We start from the raw sequence: 17,059 nt of genomic DNA on the forward strand, positions 1-17,059 counted from the left end.
GCTGGCGGTGAAGCGGGGGATGGGCTTTGAGGGATGGTTGTGGGGGGAGATACGGGTGCCATGAGCGTGTGTTTCTTCCTGGTTTTTGTGGTTCTGAACACAAGGTAAAGTTTCGGGAATCTTTATATCTGATTATTCAAATCATCTAGGGTGGGCCCGAATTGAGCAGAGTGCCTAGTCTGTTTCCTGTCAACGAGTTGGAAGCACGCCATGCCCAAGAATAGAGCCTGCTGTATCCACCAATTTTTTAGCTAGGATGATTTCCGCGACCGTCCGCCTGACTTGCTATCCGTTTGGCTGAGCAGATTACAGGTGGTGATTGAGATCGCTAGGTGCCAGAGCCGATAGCTTGTCCGCAAATGAGTCGAATGATCATTGCGCCTTGTTGAACAAACGCGCCTTCAACCGCTCTATCGTCCAACGCCACTTGGGTGTGGTTGGGCGGCAGACGGTGTTTTGGTTGCCGAACAGACCGACTTCCTTGATGGCCTGTTCAATCGGCACGGTCTGCAGCCATTCCACAGGCACGAAGTACTCGCACAGCGCTGGGTCGTTGCTGTATTCGGTGTGGTAGGTCCCACGTTTGGCGGCTTGCAGCACTGGCGTGTCGACGCCGTTGTAGAGCACGGTGAAGTCTGCCGCGGCTGTCGCCCGCCCGGTTACACGGCCGACACCAACGTACCCTTGCTGCGGAATGTTGACCCACACCCGGTCGCCGGGGGCAAGCATCTTCAGGCTGTTGCTGTACCAAGTGCCGCCACCGCCACAGATAAAACCAAAGGCTTGCGCATCCAGCCAGGAACGCGTGGAGCTGTGGCCGAACGAGCAATAGAACTCACCATTCCACGGCTCGCTAGGACCATCGCTGCGGGTGTTGCTGGCATTGACCTGGGTTTCTACAGGGTCAAGCAGCCAGGAGCGGCTGATCAGCTTTTGCACGCCCTGTTGGAACACCTGAAAGCACAGCACGTTGATTGCGATATCCCTCTCGCTGAGGTACGCCACGATACGCTCGGTGCTGGCGTCCAGCCCGGACGCGACGATGATGATCTGGTGACTTTGGTTGAGCGCCTCTTCATCCAGCGGCAGGCCGAAGTAGGCCTCAAAGTCCGCCGCCAAATCGGCGTTCTGGCGATAACGTTTGTAGATGGCGGCAATATCTTCGGCGGCCAGTTTTTCCACCCACGAGGCATAGTCCAGCGATTGTGCCACCACATCACGCGGGGTGCGGTCGCGCTTGAGTTCGATCAGCACCAGGGAGGCATCCGGGGCGATGGCAAGCAGATCGATCCGTCCGCCCAGCCCGGTGCTTTCCTGGCGGCCGATCAGCATCCACTCTTCCGACAACAGACGTGGGGCGCTGACGATCATGTCTTCCAACAACTGCTCGCTGGGCAAAATGCACTCTTGCAACTGGCTAGGTTGGCCGCCGACCGTCCAGATTTGCGTTTTGATGGGCATGGTGTTGTCCTTAACGTGTTGAAGCCTGCAAGCCGCTAAGCCACCGCCTGCTCGGCCAGGGTGCTGGCCAGTTGTTCGTTGAGTTGGCGGGCTTGGGTTAGCCGGGTTTTGAGCTGGTCGCAGAGAGTCATTAGTTGATCGACTTTGGCGACGATGCGGTGTTGTTCGGGGATTGGAGGTATCGGAACAGGCATGGCGTTAGCTATCGCTGTGTTGATGTTCTTCCATGCGGAACCTGTCGAAGCTCCTAAAAGGTCTGCCTCCATTACTTGGAAATATATATATAGATAGTCCTTCATTGTCTCATCTTCAATGCTCTTTATCGCAATGAGGCCATCATATATGTATCCAGAAATTCCGAGCTTCCTGGTTTTGCCAACACTCCCGCTGACCGCGATAATAATGTCGCTAGGTGTTACAAATCTGCTGTGGCTGGCTCCCTCATCTGTCAAGTATTCATCGGTGCTCAGCAGTACGCCATCCAAACACCGCGAAGACATATCTGAGATTTTTATCCAATGGTTTTTTGTTGGCGACGACGAAAAGTATCGTGGGTCCCCCTTCGGCCTAGGAGATGATCCACGTTGTATTTCATAGATATCCCCAAGCTTCACCCAATTCCAAGTAGTTGGAGCCTGGAAAGGATGGATCAATTCCACTGCTTGCAGCGCAGTTTCTTTTTTTTCAGAGCGCTTTGACGTAGAGCGTCTTTTAGAGATCAATTTTTTAATTAAGAGCTCCGTCGACGCATCGCTGGGATCTTGTGGCACCAATTTGCCCATCACGGCCAGTTGCAACAGAGTTTGTTTGAGAGCGTCTATGCTGGTTTCGGTGGTGAACAGGGTGTGGAAATGTTCGGCCAGTCGTTGCCAGTTGGCGGCGAAGTCGGTGGCGTCGCTGGTTTGGGTGAGGCTGTCGAGCAGCACATGCACCAATTGGGCGTGGGCGCTTTCGGCGCCGGCCTGTTGGGCCTCCAGGCGGTCGCACAGGGCCATCAGCTCATCGACTTTGGCGACGATGCGGTGTTGTTCGGCGAGGGGAGGCACTGGAAACGGATTCGCCTCAACAAAGTCTTTGGGCAATCGTTTCTGGCCTGCTGTCCCTGTCATCTTGGTTCCGCCAACAAGCAAGAACTGCGGCGACTTCAGATAGGCCAGTACGTACCTAGGATCAAGGGTTCCGGTAATAGGGCGAACAATGTGCAGTTCAGTCGTACCCGCGCCCAAACCATTCTTGAGATTAAAAAAGACGCATGCTTTGCTGTTTTCAAAGCAAGGTGTGATTTTCGCCACACCAATATCACCCTCTGCAAAATGCGTGAAGCCTTGTTTCACCTCACCCCACAGACGAGGCTCTTGCGCATGCCGATCATCGAAGCGTGTGCCAATAAAAGTCATCGGCACAAACGAGACTTCAAGTGAGTCTGCGGCAGCATTGCGGGGGTTAACAAATGCCACTTTCGATAATGAACTCCACTTCCAACCTGCTGGCAATTCAAACGGTTCTGCTTCCTCGCCAACCTCCGCCAGCGGCTTCTGCTTCTTGATCAGGCCATCAGCCACTAATCGCGCCTTTGCCTCAGCAATTCGCATCAGCAATTCACTGGCCGGCTCATCATCGGGATCTTGTGGCACCAACTTGCCACGCACCGCCAGCTCCAGAATCAACTCACGCAGCTTCTTGACGCCGTTCTGAGCGCCTGCCAGCAGCGACAGATTATTGGTCAGCAATGCCGTCATACTTGGCGCTCCAGGGCCTCGGCCAGCACGGCCTTGAGTTGGTCGCGCAGTCCGCCGATCTCGCCTTGCAGGGCGGCGTAGTTTCGCAGCAACTCGTCCGGGTCGTGGCTGATCTGTTCGCCAATATGCGGGTTTTTGCAGTCGAGGTTCCAGTTGCGCGCTTGCAGTTCCTCTATGCTGACCTGCCAGGCAAATTTGTTCTCCACCCGTGCGGCAAAGCCATCGGCCTCACAGCCCCACCAGTCTTGCTCCACGGCGAATTCTTCTATGCGCATGGGGCGGGTTTTGGAGTAGTTCTTCACTCCGGCCGGGTACTGGTGTTCATAGAACCACACCTGCTTTGTCGGTGTGCCCTTGGTGAAGAACAGCAGGTTGGTCTTAATGGGGGTGTAGGGTGCAAACACGCCGTTGGGCAGACGAACGATGGTGTGCAGGTTGCACTCGGTCAGCAGCTTTTCTTTGATGCGGCTTTTTATACCTTCACCGAAGAGGAAGCCATCGGGCAGCACCACGGCGGCGCGGCCACCGTCTTTCAACAGCTGCATGATCAGCACCAGAAATAGATCGGCGGTTTCCCGGGTGCGGAAGGCGGCGGGAAAGTTGGTTTCGATGCCGTCTTCTTCCATACCGCCGAATGGCGGGTTGGCGACGATGCAGTTCACGCGCTCACTTGGGCCCCAGCTGATCAGCGGTTTGCTCAGGGTGTTGTCGTGGCGGATCTGGCTGGGCACCTCGATGCCGTGCAGGATCATATTGGTGGTGGCCAGCAGGTGCGGCAGCGGCTTTTTCTCCACGCCGAAGATGCTGGATTGCAGGATGCGTTCGTCTTCGGCGGTTTTTACATAGCGAGTGCGTTTGTGCTCGATGGCGCAGGTGAGAAAGCCGCCAGTGCCGCAGGCGGGGTCCATGACCTTTTCGTCCAGCTTCGGATCAACCATGCGCACCATAAATTCCGTGACCGGACGCGGTGTGTAGAACTCACCGGCGTTACCGGCATTTTGCAGGTCGCGCAGCAGTTGCTCATAGAGGTTGCCGAACTCGTGGCGTTCCTGAGCCTTGTTGAAGTCCACGCCTTCCTGAACCTTGTTGATCACCTGGCGCAGCAGTTGGCCGGATTTCATGTAGTTGTAGGCGTCTTCAAACACGCTGCGCACCACAAAGGCCGAGGACGTGTTGCTGTATTCGTGCAGGTTCTGCAACTGGGGGAACAGGTTGTTGTCGATAAAGTCCTTCAGCGCATCGCCGGTCATGCCTTCCGGGTCGGCCGCCCAGGTGCGCCAGCGGCAGCTGTCGGGGATGGGTGACTTGTAGTTGTCGTCCATCAGTTCCCATTCCAGCTCGCGGTCATCGAAGATCTTGAGGAACAGCAGCCAGACCAGTTGGCCAATGCGCTGGGCGTCGCCATCGACGCCGACGTCTTTGCGCATGATGTCCTGGATGGACTTGATGGTGGAGCTGATGGACATAACGAATTCTCAATCGGTGTGGCAAAGCGGGGGATTGTAATGGAGTTGACTGCTTAGGTGGACAACGCTCCGCCGTTGCCCACCCTACGGGTAGAGCGGATTAACTTGCGTACAGGGCGTCTTCCAGTTCATGGATAGCTTTGTTGTAGCCAGCTTTGCCGCCAAAGGCTTTAACCAGTTCGATGGGCGCACCGAGCTGGTTAAAGGGATCGAGCTGGAGGATTTTGATGTCCTCGATGTGCTCAATGCCGGTGTCGGCGTATTTATCCAGCAGCGCTTCCAGCACCTGGCGGGCTGCACCGGAGTACTTGGCGAAGTAGTTACGCTTTTTCACCTGTTCGGCGCGTTCTTTACGCGACAGCGGCGGTTGGTCAAAGGCGACGTGGCAGATCAAGTCAAACGGATCGAGTGGCTTGCCCTGTTTCTTTTCCACTTCCTCGGCCAGGGCCTCCCACATAACGCCTTGGGCTGCCATTTCGTCGATGATGGCCTTTTTCTGCTCGGCATCACTCCAATGGCGCAGAAAGTCGTCCAGCGAGGCGAACTGTTTCTGCACACAGGTACGGGTGTAGTCGTGCAGCGATTCGGTGATCAGTCGGCCATCCGGCCCGTAGTACTGGACACGCTCGGCGATGACATAAATCGGGATGCTGTCGATGACGTATTTGATGCGCTTCTTGCCATCTTCCTCGCCGGTAAAATCCAAATTATCGCTTGCTCCAGCGCTCCCTGCGCTGATGCCATCGTCTTCAAGTAAATCGTCGGGCGGGACTGGCGGCTCGTTGCCTTCGGGGGCGTAGACCACCACCGGGTCACCGTCGAAGGTTGGGTCGGCAAAAAGCTCGGTGGCCTTCTTGAAGTCCATAATGGTGAACCAGTATTTGCCGAAATCTTCATTGATGCGGGTGCCACGGCCGATGATCTGCTTGAACTCAGTCATCGACTTGATGTGCTGGTCGAGCACGATCAGCTTGCAAGTCTGCGCATCGACACCGGTGGTCATCAGCTTGCTGGTGGTGGCGATGACCGGGTACCGCTCTTCCGGGTTGATGAAGTTATCCAGCTCGGCTTTGCCTTCCTGGTCATCGCCGGTGATGCGCATGACGTACTTGCGATTCTCAGCTACGCGCTCGGGGTTGAGGTTGACCAAGGCCTGGCGCATACGTTCGGCGTGGTTGATGTCGTCGCAAAAGACGATGGTCTTCTGGAACGGGTCGGAGGCCTTGAGGAACTCGGTTACCTTCTGCGCCACCAGTTGGGTACGCGCCTTGATGACCAGGGTGCGATCCATGTCCTTGAGGTTGTAGATGCGGTCTTCGATCAGCTCGCCATTCTTATCGAGCATGCCCTTGGGAGGGCGCCAGCCTTGCAGGTCTTTGTCGAAGTCGATCCGCACCACTTTATAGGGCGCGAGAAAACCGTCCTCGATCCCCTGTTTGAGGGTGTAGCTGTAAACCGGCTCACCGAAGTAGGTGATGCTGGACACCTCCTTGGTTTCCTTCGGTGTTGCAGTGAGGCCGACATGGGTGGCGTTGGAGAAGTAGTCAAGAATTTCGCGCCAGGCGGAGTCCTCGGCGGCGCTGCCACGGTGGCATTCGTCGATCACGATCAAGTCGAAGAAGTCGCGGGAGAACTGCTTGTAGACGTTCATCTCTTCTTCAGCACCAGTCACCGCCTGATAGAGCGACAGGTAGATCTCGTAGGATGTGTCTATCTGGCGTCTGGCGATTTTGGTCATCGCCTGGCCGAAGGGCTTAAAGTCGTTGTTCTTTGTCTGGTCGACCAGGATGTTGCGGTCGGCAAGGAACAAAATTCTTTTTTTCTGTTTGGATTTCCACAGTCGCCAGATGATTTGAAAGGCGGTGTAGGTTTTTCCGGTGCCAGTTGCCATTACCAGCAGAACGCGGTTCTGGCCGCGCGCTACCGCCTCAACAGTGCGGTTGATGGCGTTCATTTGGTAATAGCGCGGCATGCGTCCAGAGCCGTCGTCGTAGTAGGGCGCTTCTATCTTATGTTGAGCAGCATTGTCCAACCCCTTCCATTGGCAGTAGCGGTGCCAAAGCTCGGCAGGACTAGGGAACTGATCCAAGGAGAGTTCAGTTTCGACCTTGCTGCCAGTCCCACTGCGATCATGGAAGAGGAAGCCATCGCCATTGCTGGAGAATACGAACGGAACATCCAACGCCTCTGCATAGCCGAGAGCTTGCTGCATACCGGAGCCGATGGAGTGCTTGTTATCCTTCGCCTCGATCACCGCGATGGGGAGGTTGGCTTGGTGGTAGAGAATGAAATCTGCACGGCGTGCTTCGCCCCGGCTGTGAAGCTTGCCACGGACCATAATCCGGCCTTTGGTGAAGCTGACCTCCTCACGCACCTGTTTGTGCATGTCCCACCCAGATTGCTGGATAGCTGGGGCGATGTATTTACTACAGATGTCCCGCTCGGAAAGTGATTTCTTGTCCATGGCTGACCGTATCCCTATGACATGCTGCGGACTTTATCAGAAGAGATAGAGGCATGCTGCCAGTATCAGAAGCGGGGCTCTCAGTTCGAACCTCCGATCTGCATATGCCCTGATGACGGTCGAAACCGTGGATTTTCTTACCGACGAGGTAGCAGTCGTACGGTCAGCGGGATTGATACCGGATCCCCTCGAGTCGTCTAACTCGACGCGTCTCTGTCCGACTTTGAGCCCGTCTTGTGAGGTCAATTGCTAGGCCTTGCAGGAAATTTCCTATGCAGCAAATGATTCTACTTGCGAGGTGGGCTAGGCATGATTACTATCTCTTCATCTTGGTGAAGTAGAGTTATTTGCAGTGGAAGCCGTTGAGCTCAGCAATCACGCCCAAATCCGCACGGCCATGGTCTTCAGGACCCAGGCTCCTCAAGAGGCGCCGGACGGGAACGTGCGGGCTTTGGCCATCAGGGATTTGGTATCCGCCAAGCCACTGCGCTGGGACGAACTTCCGCGCATCTCGGTTGATGAAAGCCTGCTCGGGCAATGCTTACAGCCTGGTGATGTCGTGATTCCCTCCAGGGGGGATTACTACAGATCGTGGGTCTACGAAGGTGCAAGTGCGCCGGTGTTCCCGTTGGGTCAGTTGAATATCATCACACCTCATTCCACGCTGGATGCGCGCTATCTAGCATGGTACCTGAACAAGAAATCCACTCAGGCGAAGCTGGGCTCAATGCTGACTGGGACGAGCATCAAAGCGCTCACTAAAATTGCGCTGCTTAGCTTGGCAATCGAGCTGCCAGACTTTGACAAGCAGCTATTGATCGCCGATTTAGATCGCACGGTCCAGCGGATCGGGGCCATCCGGCATCGGCTGAATGAGTTGGATAAGGAAGAAGTTGCGTACGTGACGTCGTCTTTCCTGCACGCAGAGGGCGCCAGTCATGGCTGATCAAAATAAGGACGCTGCGATTTCTTTGGCTATCGCCAAAATTTTTGAGGTCTTCAGAGGGAGTAGTATTTGCGAAGAAAGCAAGCACTTTGTCCTGCCCTTGCTGGTGCTGAAATACCTTTCTGATGCTTCTGACTCTGCATGCAGCAATCGCTTGAGCTATCGGGTACCAAAGCAGGCGCACTTTCAGCAGCTCAAGGGTGCCCGCTCTGAACCTTATAACGGCGAGCGCATCAATAATGCGCTGCGCTTGTTAGAGCAAGCCAACGATGAGCTCTCCGGTATGTTCGACGGTATCGATTTCTGTTCGGCCAAGCTTGGTGCGACGGCGCGGGCAGACATTTTGCTCAGCCAATTGCTGGAAGCATTCGACGCTCCCGTCCTGAACTTCAATAGTGAGCATCGTAAGGCGCCATGTACTGCTGCACAGGTATGTGATGCGTTGTGGGCTTTTATAGATGACGCTTGTGGCAAGCGCGATGGGGAGGCCGTGACGCCCCCGGAAGTTTCGCGATTATTGGCACGACTGGTACATCCCGCAGCGGGTGAGTCGGTCTATGACCCGTGCCTCGGTGTAGGCCGTTCCCTAATCGAATGCGGAAAACAGGCTCGTCTTTCCAATGTGGGGCAGGGCGCGAGTCTGTATGGCCAGGAAGTGAATGCAGACACGCTGGCATTTTCGCTGATGAACATGGTTCTGCATGGCGAGGATAGCTATCGCCTTGAATGGGGTGACAGCTTGCGAAACCCTACGCTGCTGAGCCAGGCTGGCGAGCTGATGACCTTCGATATCGCAGTGTCCCAGCCTCCCTTTTCGAGACGAGAGTGGGGGCATGAGGATGCAACTCGTGATTCGTTCGGGCGTTATCTCCGCGGGATCCCGCCCCGCGCGTCGGCAGACTTCGCATTCATTAGCCACATGCTCAGAAGCTTGAAGCCTCATGGCCGCATGGCGGTGGTGGTGTCACATGGCGTTCTGTTCCGCAGCGGGGTGGAAGGCCAGATTCGCATGCACTTGATTAACGACAAGCTGATTGATGCGGTGATAGCTCTTCCTCCCAAGCTTTTCACTCACACGGGTATTCCGACGGCGATTTTGCTGCTGCGTAAAGACAGAAAAGCAGATGACGTGCTGTTCGTTGATGCTAGCCGTACTTTTGAGTCTGGAAAGATTCGTAATCGCTTGAATGAGAGTGACTTGAGTTTCATTGAGGCCACCTACCAGGCGAGGAACGACGTGGCTCAGGTTGCGCGGGTGGTGTCACAGGCTGAGATTGCGCAGCACGATTACAACCTCTCGGTTGCGCGCTATGTCGAGCACGTCGAAATGGAGGAGCCGGTCAATGTAGACGTGCTACGGGCCGAGCGACTGCAGCTCGAATGTGAGCTGGCGACCCTTGAAGAAAAGCTGGAGGAGCTGCTCGCACGGATCGGTTATGACTACCGAGGTGTACCCAAGCCATAAAAAGCAAAAACCCCGCAGCTAGGCGGGGTTCTCACTCAGGGTACACGGGCACGACCGGAAATCCGGAAAACCCGCGTGTCGAATAACAAGATAGTAGAAAATCGATCTGCTGACAAGGTGCCTCATGCTCGTTCATCTGACCGCTGCCCGGCTCAAAACCCTCGAAGAATTCTTCAAAACCACTAGCGAGAGCGACCTCTATGGTTGCTATGCGTGGACCCAGGCGGTAGGGGCAGCGCTGTTACCGATTTTGGGCGACCTCGAGGTGAGCTTGCGTAACGCTTTGCATCGTGGTCTGTCGCAGTACTACGGAAATACAGAAAGCTTTGAGTGGATGCTCAAGACGCGCCCCAACCGCTCTAGTCCCGGTGGGTTAACGTCTTGGCACAAGCTGAGTCCCCGTACTCACGACGATGTGCTCGGCGCAGTCGAAAAAATCAAGAAGAGCAAAGGTAAGGGCTGCAGGGTAACCGTGGACGATATCGTCGCGAAAGTCGCCTTTGGCTTCTGGGAGGCAATCGTAAACGGGTTGAAACACAATTCTCACCCAAAAGGCATGCAGGCGCGCGTTTTGGCAGTTGCGTTCCCGAGCATTCCTGATCTGAGCAATGGCGTCTTCGGTGATCCAGCCCTTGTCGACCGAATAGCTAGCCTGCTTTACCAGATGCGTGACGTCCGAAATCGTATTGGCCATCACGATTCACTGTGGAAAACGGCCGAATTCGATGCCTATGGGCGTCGAGGTTTCGTTCCTCGCCGGCCTCGGCAAACCATTACCAGCATGCGCTTGCTAGCAGATCAGATCGCTTGGTTTGCAGGATGGATCGATCCGCAGATTAGCTTGTATATCAAGGCGACACCCCATTGGCGTCATCTGCAATGGTTGTTGACCAGAGATGCACTGTTCATGTACCGGGAAAACGGCGGCAAAGCCGTCAACTATGAGAAGACTATGCTTCCAGCGCCAGTGTACAAGGCCAAGAAAGCTACAAAACGCAAGCAGGATCGCCACGACAAAGTGTTTGGTATCAGAAGGCGTCGACTGTTGCGGGGCATGTTTTACTGAGCAAGGCTTGCATCCCATCGCCGGCGAGCCGGCTCCTATTGTCGAATGACCTAGCGCTTCTCTCAACGTCGCTTCTGTCATGTAAAAGTTTTTAGTGTCACCTTTGCTTCTATTTGTGGCGTTTCTGAGGCGCCACCCGTGGAGATGGTAAGCTGCTATGAGATTCATTGTTTATTGCGTTATTCTTGGCAGTAAACGATGGGATGGATTCCCGCTTCTTTGGCAGCATGCATGAATGACGATAGGATCCAGTAGAGCTGGGTTATATTTCCTGCCACACTTATCCCTTTCTGAATTTTTTTGAATTCTTTTTCGATTGTTTTCTTCGAGATAAACGAACAGCAGATTATGCATCTGCGGTTGAATCGATAGTCCTGCCTGAGTCCGTAAAGGTAATCTTCAAACTTCCCAGGAATGCTTTTTCTGGTGCGTTTTAAAAGGCCGTAGTTATAGTTTTTACGAAATTTTTCTTTATGTTTTTTTAGGAAGAGCTTCGGGTCAACTTCCATATTTCCGATGTTTTTGATGGCTTGGCCGACGACGTCATGTAGATTGCTGGCGGACTTGCTGGGCTTCCCATGTTTGGAGTGTATGAAAGACACGGAGTAATCAGCTCGGTTAAATGTGATGTGGTCAGCCCATTCGTTGCCAAGGTCGTCGCAGAAAACGTAGTCATCGGCGTTGTGTGCTGTCTCGACTATATCAAAGACTGACGTGGAGTCGAACTTGGTTATCTTTTTCGTTATTTTACCTTTCTCCGAAGTCGCCGAGGCAAGTTCTGGCAAGACTTTTAACGTTCTAAGCATTGCAGGGATTTCGTTGATCCCCGCACCGTCCTCAAAGCACTGATCCATGAAGTACATGTATCTGGGGTCGGAGAATGTGATGGTCGCTAAACTCTGCTTCTTGATGTACGCCTGGAGCGTCGTCTTCTTGCCATTCTGCTCAAGATGAATGTTTTGAAGCGCTCGGCTATTGACAGCGATCGAGTGAAGATTTTTCTTTAGCTTGGCCTGTCTGATGCTACCTAAAAGTTCGTGGTCAGGTGCCGGGCCGACCTCATAAACTTGTTCCATTTCCGCAATCAAGGATTTGACGTGCTTAGATGTCATTTCGATTTCACGGCCACGTCTGGTTGTATAGAAAATAGGGATTCCTTGATTGATTACGTTTTCTACAAAAAACGAATGCTCCAGCAAAACCGCGTTTGGCGTGCTCGATTTCCAGACCAAGTCAAGATCTATGAATTTGGCAAAGTTGTTGAGGAAATCTTTTTCAGTGGAAGGGTTATTGATGTCGTGCAGCTGTACCCTGACCCATTCCACTGCGTGGTGAATCGATTTTCGGTCCGATGCCTCAACCACGCGACCGCTTTGCGCGGAAATGGTCTTGGTGCGCCCCTTCAATTTGAGCTTGAAAAAGTAGGGGATTGACCTCCCAGCAGCATGTACAGACATAAGCCCTTTCAGATCTGAAGCTTCAAAGGCTCGACCGCGCATGGCTCGATCGGAAACGGTCATGTTGCGTGTCGCCATCTTTTGATATTGTGCATCGATGTCGCTAAAAGCAGAGGTAAGTTCACTACTCCGGATCAGCTTCGCATGCTTATCCATGCTCTCCGTTATGCTGGCACAGGACTTTTTGAAAATGGCAATACAGTCATCTATGGCAATGATCAAAATGAATGCATAGATTGTATCTTTGAGCGGTTGCTGCCAAAAATGTACATCACGGTCGGTCTTGAAGACGCGGAGACTATAAGAGAACTTGCTGCCATCAGAAAGCGTATCATTCTGTTCAAGAATATCCGCGATAAGCGTGCTGCCAATAGTCATATTGGAGCTGGCAGCTTCTAGGATTGCCGTGAGCGTAACCTTAGTGAAAGGGGCCCTAGGGCGGTAAAATTGAGCATTCTGTGTAAGTAGGAGATCTTGCGACATCAAGCACCCGTCCGTGGAAATTTCAGCCGTAGGTAGCATAGTGCCAGTTATGACCTGGGTCTAGCGACAACCCGTTGACGGTTGATGGCCTTGGCCTAACGGTCGAACTGCCAGGATCTGCCTAAACGCTCAACGAGCAAGTGCACAGTCAGTAGGTAGTAGTAGCGCGTCGCCTCACTCCGCTGACTCAGGCGGTGCTCAAGAAACCAAACCACATGTTTTCTCTGCCAAGCCCAGGGTGTTTCTCGCTGCCAGCGCGATGCGATTTCAGCCTGAATGAGTTTCGCCTGACGCAAATGGCGTTGCCGCGTTGCGTGTGAGCCGGTTAACACGCCAGCCAGGAAAAGTTTCATATCGAATGCCTTACTCATGCCGCCCACCTATATAGGCAGCGACCACATCGATTCGGCCGTGCCCCAGTTCATAGCTGATTTGCTTCCGGGCATCACGATCAAGACACATGTCTATCACGTAGCAATGACCGCCATTGATAGGCGCTCGATGTTGGGTGATCTGCTCAAAGCGTTCACATGCATACGCCGACCGTAGTTCATGGAATCCTTTGAGGTCACACCTGTGCAGGGCATCTCGTGCGGGGCGTACTACGTGCTGCATAACATCCACGTAGCTTTCTTCGGGGGCAATCAGGTTTGGGCTACCCGCTGGCGAAACCTGCTCCGCAAATCCAAGAGCATCGCGAACACGCTGATCCACCGTAATCCAACGTGGGGCCGATGCTCCGACGCGGCCGCCTTTGGTGCCGTCTTGGATATTGATCTTGCCGAGGTCTTTAGCCTCTCGGCGTAGCCGTGGTAGGTCAGCCAAGATGGCCTCACGCAAACGCATGCCGGTGGCTCGTGCCAACAGAACGATTGCGGCGGCCCGCTGCTGATGACTGCTGCAAAGCGCATCGACGATCTGCTTAACCGCTTCCCGGTCTTGGCACTGCGGCACTGACTGTCGAACTCCGGTGCGCTGAATACCCAATGCCTTGCTCGGACTGGGCAATTTCACACACTGATCACCGCGCAGCGCCGCCATTGTCCTGTTAACGCTGGATAGGCGGTTTTGTGCGGTGCTGATGGCGAGGCTACCGCACTCAACCGCATTGCGCAGATACGCCGCATAGTCCGCCAATACCTTGCGATCAATTTGCCGCGCATCATTGATACCTGGCCCTTGTTCGGAGCGGCACCACTTCACGAATGCCTGCCATCGATCACAGTGCGCTTTGACCGTGCCGTAGTGGCCACCGCCAAACATGTCTTTCAGCGCCTGCGGTCCTGCGTAGCTCAATTGCCTGCCGTAGCCGAAATTGCGGCCATTGCGTTTGCCCACCAATGCCATGTCGAATCACCTCATCGTTCGCTCTCCGATCCTCGCCCCACGTCATCCCGCCAAGAATGTTGAGTGTTATCAGGGATCAAGGCCCCTGCGACCTGTGGGGAATGTCCTCTTCGCGGGACTGGCGGCTCCTTACGTCCGGGAGCAAGGGCATCTCATGATCTGGCCTCCTGAACACCGTTACCGGTGGGCGGGTGGAGGCAGCACTGGCTGACGAGGCCAGCGCCTGAAGATCCTGAGCCGGGTGAACGCAGCGGTGCGATGACCGGGGCGTGCCTGACTGTCAGTCAGGTGCAGTCCATTCCCTGGTCTGCGGCACCATCATCTACAGCGCTGTTGCTGGTGACATCGGCGTTTGTCACGCCGATTGTCACGAGGGGGAATGCCGCAAAGCCTTGTGCGATCAGGGCTGCAGCAGTGGTTTGAGCGCCCGTCTCTTTCCAGAAGAAAGAGACGGGCACAGGTTGGCGCAAGATTCGGCCAAGCGAATAGGTTGCTGCAGGGCAGAGAGGTACGATGTGTCTGGCGCACGAGGGCCATATGTGTAAGAGCATCCATCACATGGGTAGTGACCGTACGAGCTGCCGGATGCGAATCGTACTTAGGCTGAACCACCGCGGGAGCGGCGTGACCTTTAAGGCTCGGGTCACCTGGGGTGCTGTCATCGACAGCCTTTGCACGGCCAGTTCTACGCCTGTGGATAAACCCGGTCAAGGGCCGAAATTAAGCGCCCTTGAGGACGTGAAAAGCGGTTATCCATTGGTGGAATTACTTGGTAACTCCCGGACAACGTCGTGGCTTTTAGCTTTTCAAAGTGAGGTCCATCCAAACAGGGCGGCTTTGCAGCCCTGTTTGGATGGACCCGCGCTGAGAAGCAGATAAGCGAGGCTGCTTGCCCCGAATCTTGGACGTTCAGTTGTTTCCGCAATTCTTGCGCCGTACAGAGTTAGCGGATCGGTACCACGTTCTTGTCTCTGACTTGACCGTATGCTGAGGCAAGCAGGCTGCCGGTGGCGGCCTTCTGGATGTACTCACTCCACCAGGCCATCATCGGTCGCCTGCGTTCGATGTAGTCTGCTCGGTTGTAGGCGCTGCGCACCTCATCCTTGTCGACATGCGCCAGTGCGACCTCAATAAGCTCCGGGTCCCAGCCATGCTCATTCAAGATGGTGCTGGCCATCGAGCGCATGCCGTGGCTGACCAACCGATCCTGGAAGCCCATACGTTTCAACGCCATGTTGGCGGTCTGGCTATTGGCGTGGGTGCGCGGATTTCTGTCTGCCGGGAAGACGTATTCGCGATGGCCGCTGTGAGTCTTCAGTGATTCCAACAGGGCGATAGCGTGATCACTCAAAGGAATGCTGTGTGGGCGGCGCTTCTTCATCCGCTCCGCAGGGATAGTCCAAACGCGCCTTTCAAAGTCGATGTCTGCCCAGCGAGTAGTCGCCGCCTCGGCGGGGCGAGTCATCGTGTGCAACTGCCATTCGATCAGGCAACGGGTGGTGCGTTTGATGCTGGCGTTCGCGATCTCCAGCATGAGCTCGGGGAGCTCTTCGGGCGGCAGCGCAGCCATGTTCTCTTTCTTGGGCTTCTTGAAGACTGCCCTGATGCCGCTGAGCGGGTTGGCGAAGATCAGGCCGGAGTTTACGCCGTAGGTCATGATCTCGTTCAGCCGCTGGCTAAGGCGCTTCACCGTCTCCAGGCTGCCTTTCGCTTCAATTGGACGAAGCAATGCGATCACCATCGGCGCGGTGATTTTCACCAGTGGTGTCGTCCTCAAGTCGGGGAACACATGCAGCGTGAGAGACCGCCAAATGTCCTCGGCGTAAGCCGGAGTAACCGAGTCTTTCTTGAGCTCGAACCAGGCGGTGGCCACGTTCTCGAAGGTGTGTTCCGTTTCCGCGCGTTTGGCTTCATTCAACGTATTGCGCTGCACCTTCGGATCGATGCCTTGGGCTAGCAGCTCGCGGGCTTCGACTGCCTTCTTTCGTGCGTTCGCTAGTGACAGTTCGGGGTAGGTCCCGAAGCCTATGTTGATGCGCTTCTTGGTCACCGGTTCGCGATAGTTGAAATTCCACAGCAACGAGCCGTTGCTGCGTACGCGGAGTTGCAAACCGTCACCGTCCGTGAGGACGTAATCCTTGGACGCGGGTTTGACTCCCTTGAGTTGTCGATCGGAGAGACGGAGGTTTTGAGCAGGCATGAGATTGTCCTCAAGCACTGATTCGGTATTCCAAAGATTAGCACCGGGTGAGCTGGAATACCGCCTGGAATACCCGAATGGCTGGAACTCAAAAACTCTTGAAAGACCGCAAAAGCGCTGGAGGCCGCGTATTTACTGGATTTCAGGCACAAAAAAAGACGTCCGTGGACGTCTTTGATTGATCATTTGGTGGAGCCGGGGGGATTTGAACCCCCGTCCGCCAGTACTCCGCTGTCGGTACTACATGCGTAGCCGTGTCTATTAAGTTAACCCTCAGCGACCCGACGGGCAGGGTGCTTTGGGCGAGTTGTGTAAGTTTTAGCCGCTTCGTCCACAACGTACTGCACGGCGATTCTGTTCTATATGACAATCATTTCGGGTTTACAGACATCCCCTGATGATTGCTGGACCCGAAGGTACCAGGAGTGCATGTCAGCTGCAATTAAGCAGCGAGAGCAGCACCGTATTGGTCGTCATTGGCAACTATAAGAAGTTGCAACAGTGGATTTACGAGTTCTGTTACCAACTCGGCATGCACCTAAAGTTTCGCGACCGGCGTCGAATCCTAAACGGCCCCGAACTCATTGCTCGTGAATCAGAATGAGCAACAAGCCTGCGTAGTCTACGGCAATGTGGCCCGGAAGGCCAACCCGAAGGTTGGCCTTGCACCATGTCAGTTACGGGCAGGGTTGCGAATCTGCATCTTGGTGATCATGCCGGAGGTGATTTCCACGCAATCCTTGTCGTTGCCGGCGGCCTGAGACGCCTTGGCCTTGGACAGTGCGTCCTTGACGTTATTCAGGGAGGATTCAGGGATGGACGGTGCGCTGTCCACGAAGTCGCTTATCTGTTGAATGTTCGCTACACAAAGGTCTTTGTCTGCCGCAAACGCGGGTGATGCCAGCAGTGCCGCAGTGATAAACAATCCAGCAATTGCAGAGTGCTTCATGGGTATCTCCTTGCGC

Annotated in this window: 12 protein-coding genes and 1 other RNA gene; 3 read left to right on the forward strand and 10 right to left on the reverse strand. The window is 54.7% G+C overall.

Annotation, left to right across the window (positions count from 1 at the left end; genetic code table 11):
* Nucleotides 1-372: 372 nt before the first annotated feature.
* The 4 genes from HNO86_RS04570 to hsdR all read right to left on the reverse strand — a co-directional run bounded on the left by HNO86_RS04570 (nt 373) and on the right by hsdR (nt 7,130).
* Complete coding sequence (locus HNO86_RS04570) at nt 373-1,461, reverse strand: endonuclease NucS domain-containing protein (protein ID WP_175375841.1); 1,089 nt, start codon at nt 1,459-1,461, stop codon at nt 373-375.
* 35 nt (nt 1,462-1,496) lie between these two features.
* Entirely contained in the window at nt 1,497-3,200 is a 1,704-nt protein-coding gene (locus HNO86_RS04575) for a restriction endonuclease subunit S (protein ID WP_175375842.1), read from the reverse strand.
* Nucleotides 3,197-4,666, reverse strand: coding sequence for a class I SAM-dependent DNA methyltransferase (locus tag HNO86_RS04580; RefSeq protein ID WP_175375843.1), 1,470 nt, complete (start codon nt 4,664-4,666; stop codon nt 3,197-3,199). Before HNO86_RS04580 ends, HNO86_RS04575 begins: the two co-directional genes overlap by 4 nt.
* A gap of 100 nt (nt 4,667-4,766) precedes the next feature.
* Nucleotides 4,767-7,130 carry an EcoAI/FtnUII family type I restriction enzme subunit R gene (hsdR, locus tag HNO86_RS04585; protein WP_175375844.1) on the reverse strand — a complete coding sequence of 788 codons (2,364 nt, stop codon included), beginning with the start codon at nt 7,128-7,130 and terminating at the stop codon, nt 4,767-4,769.
* Between the two features lie 352 nt (nt 7,131-7,482).
* Between hsdR and HNO86_RS04590 the strand changes: the two genes are divergently transcribed.
* The 3 genes from HNO86_RS04590 to HNO86_RS04600 all read left to right on the forward strand — a co-directional run bounded on the left by HNO86_RS04590 (nt 7,483) and on the right by HNO86_RS04600 (nt 10,607).
* The gene (locus HNO86_RS04590) at nt 7,483-8,076 is read left to right on the forward strand and encodes a hypothetical protein (protein ID WP_218583513.1); all 594 of its coding nucleotides are present in this window, start codon (nt 7,483-7,485) and stop codon (nt 8,074-8,076) included.
* A complete protein-coding gene (locus HNO86_RS04595) occupies nt 8,069-9,541 on the forward strand; it encodes a class I SAM-dependent DNA methyltransferase (RefSeq protein ID WP_175375845.1) in 1,473 nt (490 codons plus the stop codon). The genes HNO86_RS04590 and HNO86_RS04595 overlap by 8 nt, the downstream gene beginning before the upstream one ends.
* Nucleotides 9,542-9,665: 124 nt before the next feature.
* Nucleotides 9,666-10,607, forward strand: coding sequence for an Abi family protein (locus HNO86_RS04600; protein ID WP_110746717.1), 942 nt, complete (start codon nt 9,666-9,668; stop codon nt 10,605-10,607).
* Between the two features lie 179 nt (nt 10,608-10,786).
* On the opposite strand, the gene HNO86_RS04605 is transcribed toward HNO86_RS04600, so the two are convergent.
* The 6 genes from HNO86_RS04605 to HNO86_RS04630 form a co-directional block, all read right to left on the reverse strand.
* Nucleotides 10,787-12,547: a hypothetical protein gene (locus HNO86_RS04605; protein ID WP_175375846.1), complete on the reverse strand. Its 1,761-nt coding sequence runs from the start codon at nt 12,545-12,547 to the stop codon at nt 10,787-10,789.
* 95 nt (nt 12,548-12,642) lie between these two features.
* On the reverse strand, nt 12,643-12,918 hold the full coding sequence (locus tag HNO86_RS04610) for a hypothetical protein (RefSeq protein ID WP_054082025.1): 276 nt from the start codon (nt 12,916-12,918) through the stop codon (nt 12,643-12,645).
* Nucleotides 12,911-13,894 carry an integrase domain-containing protein gene (locus tag HNO86_RS04615; protein ID WP_175375847.1) on the reverse strand — a complete coding sequence of 328 codons (984 nt, stop codon included), beginning with the start codon at nt 13,892-13,894 and terminating at the stop codon, nt 12,911-12,913. The genes HNO86_RS04610 and HNO86_RS04615 overlap by 8 nt, the downstream gene beginning before the upstream one ends.
* Nucleotides 13,895-14,837: 943 nt before the next feature.
* The gene (locus tag HNO86_RS04620) at nt 14,838-16,094 is read right to left on the reverse strand and encodes an integrase domain-containing protein (RefSeq protein WP_175375848.1); all 1,257 of its coding nucleotides are present in this window, start codon (nt 16,092-16,094) and stop codon (nt 14,838-14,840) included.
* A 187-nt stretch (nt 16,095-16,281) separates the two neighbouring features.
* Nucleotides 16,282-16,671, reverse strand: a transfer-messenger RNA (tmRNA) gene (ssrA, locus tag HNO86_RS04625).
* Between the two features lie 96 nt (nt 16,672-16,767).
* Nucleotides 16,768-17,043, reverse strand: coding sequence for a hypothetical protein (locus HNO86_RS04630; protein WP_175375849.1), 276 nt, complete (start codon nt 17,041-17,043; stop codon nt 16,768-16,770).
* Nucleotides 17,044-17,059 lie beyond the last annotated feature (16 nt).

The organism is Pseudomonas sp. C1C7 (assembly GCF_013359595.1).
Classification (GTDB): domain Bacteria; phylum Pseudomonadota; class Gammaproteobacteria; order Pseudomonadales; family Pseudomonadaceae; genus Aquipseudomonas.